The following is a 3874-nucleotide window of genomic DNA, read 5'->3' on the forward strand; positions in this document are numbered from 1 at the left end:
TGAGCCGCTCTTCCGATCTATGTATCAGGGTTAGTGACGATTGATGGCACAACACATCTCGTTTCGGGTAAAGGTTGGATTGACAGAGAGTGGAGTTCACAGTTCTTACTCGACTCACAACAAGGCTGGGATTGGTTTGCACTTCGGCTCAATAATGAAACCAGCTTAGTCGTGTTTCAGCTTAGAAACTCGACAACAGACGAAGCCAATTATTCCCATGCAAGGTTAATGCAGCAAGATGGTTCTGGCATCGCGATTAAGCAGCAAGACATCAGCTTAACCGCCATCAAGAAAACTGAAATCGATGGGCGTGACTACCCAACAGAATGGCGAATGGCGATTCCAACTCAACAAATCGACCTGACCATCTCAGCACTCAATCCAAACGCCCAAATGCCTCTGTCTATCGCCTATTGGGAGGGTCCAATCGTAATTAAAGGTTCTCATTCCGGTTCTGGTTATATGGAGCTGACAGGCTACTAAGCAAAGCCTTAATAGTTGGTACTAACAACGACGTTGCCACATCATCAGGCCTCGCTTTATACGTCATTAATTCAGCATGCCATCATCTAAATATCAAGATTAACTGCATACGCTGGCCCGGTAGGAGAGCCTTAGAATATATTAACGAAGGGTAAATAGATGGTGGTTTTTATATCATTACATAAAACGTATGCGCTTTTGATGCGCTTGTTTTGATTTGACTGTATAAAAATTTCGTTGTGAAGGATCATTCAAATAAGAGCGGTTCATCACTTTAGGTGTTACTATTTCCCTCCACACAAATTATATCTGTCACTTTATGCCCTCTTTCTCTTTAACGCTTATCCCTGTTGGGGTTAGATTTATGCTTCTTTCTGCATTTGGATTTGCGCTCATGTCCGCTTGCGTGAAGTACATTAGCAATTATGGCATCCCGGTATTTGAAATCGTTGCGGCCCGAGCATTAGTCTCTTTAATCATCAGTTATTTGGATGTAAAGCGAAAAGGCATTTCTGTATGGGGTAACAATAAACCGCTACTCTTTGTGCGTGGCGCGGTAGGAACAGCAGCATTGATGTGCGTTTATTATGCGGTTACAACGTTACCTTTGGCCGAAGCGACGATCTTGCAATACGTTCACCCCATATTTACTGCATTGCTCGGGGTTTTATTTCTGAAGGAGAGTATTCAGCAATCAACCATTATCTGTATAGCGTTCTGCCTGGCAGGTTTATTGGTCATGGTTCAACCAAACATCAGCAGCGAAGTAGCCAACGAGCTACCACTGTTTAGTATTCTGATTGCGTTATGCGGTGCGTTTGGCAGCTCTATCGCCTATGTAATCGTAAGAAAGCTGAGTCAGACGGAAGACAGTTCGGTGATCATATTCTATTTTCCATTGGTCGCTTTGCCTATCTCTACCCTTCTTATCTGGAACCACTTTGTGTGGCCGAGTCTGTTTCTCACGGTCATGCTCATTTTAGTCGGCATCTTCACGCAAATCGGTCAATATGGCCTAACCAAAGCGATGCAAACCCAAGCGGCAGGAAAAGCGTCTGCTTATTCTTATATACAGATTGTATTTTCTGCGCTACTTGGGGTTTGGGTGTTTAATGAGATCCCTTCAGTGTGGACGTATTTAGGTGGTGGTTTGATAGTGACAGGGGCGTTAATCAACGTGTTTGGCAAACAGATTTTAACCCCACTCAAAAGGTAAATAACGTAAAGTGCCATAATTTCAGTGAGTTAATACAAATGTGCATTTATTTTACTTTCACTTGGAAATAACGGTAGCTATTTATAAAACTAAGCGTATAGTTACCGCTTGGCTCTTGAATAAGAGTTGTTAATGTTACATTTAGTCCAAGTTCCCTCATAGACAGTTCTCGATAAACCTCGTTACACCATCTTTGCGTCAGCTTTACTTCAATCGATCATTCAATAGCTTTACACCAACAGCCTCATTAAATATTCGTCGATTTTCGTCGCCATTGATTGCGTAAAATTTATGCGCTTTAATCGCTATCTGTCATCGGCACTCAATAAACCTGTAATAAATTAAAGGCACAATTATGTCTAAAAGAACAACACGACAAATCCATTGGTACAAATTGTCACGAGAAAAATCACTAACAAAATCACAAGGTATTAAATGTTCAAAATTGAAATAAACTTGCTTAACGAAGACCTATCTTGGGTCGCAGAAATACGACAGTTAAACAGCGATATTCTACATCGCCACATATTGCCAAAGCTTCAAGACACAAGCTACCTGATCGACTTTGAATTCAATGATCGAGACAGTACTGGTACGATTTTATCGAATACCGGCAGTACGCTAGGACATTTCACAGTCCTGTAGCGACAGAGACAACGCCATGTCTCTCATCATCAAAAGTAAGAACTAAATAAAGCAAAAAAGAATCAAACCTAGTCACCGGCATTTCACCTCGCGGCTCACGCTAACTAGGTTATCCTCTTCTTTTTTGCTGAACTTTTTTGCTAACCCCTTGTTTTTATCTGCTTAACTTTGCATTCCCAAACACCTCTTTTCTTTCACGCCAAACCAAAACACTCCTTGTGATAAACAAGCGTGGTATAAGGCAGGAATGGTGTGGTGAGATAACGCCGCCTTTATAAATCGTTCAAAAACACCATCAAGCTTTCTCTCTGCGCTTTATCCAATTGCAACACGGCTTGTTGCTGAGTGCTCGCCTCACCACCATGCCACAAAATGGCTTCCATAATGGTTCGCGCACGACCGTCGTGTAAGAAGGTTGCGTTTGGATCCACGGTTTGCGCCAAACCCAATCCCCATAGAGGTGCAGTACGCCATTCGTTGGCTTGTGCCAAGAACTCAACTTGAATGTTCCCTTGAACAAACTTGCTGTGTTTATCAAAGTCCGTCAACTCTAGCCCCATGTCATGCAACAACATATCGGTATATGGGTAGATCTTTTGACCGGACAGTTCTGGAAACTCTTTTGATTGTTGTGTCGTATAACTTTCTGTATGGCATTGATGACAGCCAATATCATTAAAGAGTGCTTTGCCCGCCAAGACCTTTTCATCATAAGCGTTGCGGCGCTCTGGGACGGATAAATGGCTAGAATAGAAAACCACTTTTTCCAGTACTTTAGACGAGACCTCATGACTGTAATCGCCCGTCATATCACCATTTCCACTCGGTGCAGCCAAACAATCTTTTTGATGTGGCATGCAATTTTCAGTCGTAAACAACTCCGTGGTGAGCCCCATATCTCCTAAAAACGCCCCAGCGGTTTGCTGCCTGATGGTTGGCTGACCCGCTTTCCAGCCAAAGCGCCCCAAAGCAACTGCATCTTCGTCGACCGACCACACAAAGTTAGCTCGGCCAGAAATGCCATTATTATCTTTATCTTCAATATCTTGCTGAGCGAGGATCTGAGCCTCATCAATCAATGCAAGTAAACCTAAACCGATCATCTGAGGAGCCACACGAGCTGATAACACAGTATCATTATTGATGTCACAACCCTGCGCTTTGACATGCCAAGTTGGACGGCGTAATTCCACGCTTTCACCATCACTAAACTCGACATGGTAATATTGGTAACTAACGGCTTGGGTTGCCTCTTTTGCTATCCCAAAATTTGATTGATGCTGAAGCTGACCGCCGATACAAGTGTCAGGAACATTGGCCATCAACGACTGGTTGATCGCGTCTTGTTGTTCTTGAGTTATGTCACTTTTCGATGCTCGTAACAGCATGCTGTTAAAATCGGTACCACGCATGCCCTTTTCTGCTTTAGAAGCGTGGCCTCGTCCATCTCGAATATGACAATCTTGGCAGGCATTATTGTTAAATAGTGGACCAAGACCATCTTGTGAGCTAACGGAACCAACGGCTTGC

3 protein-coding genes and 1 pseudogene are annotated in these 3874 nt (G+C 43.2%); 3 read left to right on the forward strand and 1 reads right to left on the reverse strand.

The annotated features are described in order from the left end of the window. Positions 1–15: 15 nt before the first annotated feature. The 3 genes and pseudogenes from ACP45E_RS15950 to ACP45E_RS15960 form a co-directional block, all read left to right on the forward strand. A pseudogene (locus tag ACP45E_RS15950) lies at positions 16–483 on the forward strand (lipocalin family protein); the annotation flags it as partial. A 319-nt stretch (positions 484–802) separates the two neighbouring features. Then, a complete protein-coding gene (locus tag ACP45E_RS15955; RefSeq protein ID WP_026026746.1) occupies positions 803–1699 on the forward strand; it encodes a DMT family transporter in 897 nt (298 codons plus the stop codon). A gap of 435 nt (positions 1700–2134) precedes the next feature. After that, positions 2135–2344: a hypothetical protein gene (locus tag ACP45E_RS15960; protein ID WP_017033112.1), complete on the forward strand. Its 210-nt coding sequence runs from the start codon at positions 2135–2137 to the stop codon at positions 2342–2344. 272 nt (positions 2345–2616) lie between these two features. On the opposite strand, the gene ACP45E_RS15965 is transcribed toward ACP45E_RS15960, so the two are convergent. Further along, positions 2617–3874 (reverse strand): di-heme oxidoredictase family protein (locus ACP45E_RS15965; RefSeq protein ID WP_069585227.1); only part of this gene is annotated, 1258 nt, incomplete at its 5' end.

The sequence above is a fragment of the Vibrio genomosp. F10 str. 9ZD137 genome, from assembly GCF_049974785.1.
GTDB lineage: Bacteria > Pseudomonadota > Gammaproteobacteria > Enterobacterales > Vibrionaceae > Vibrio.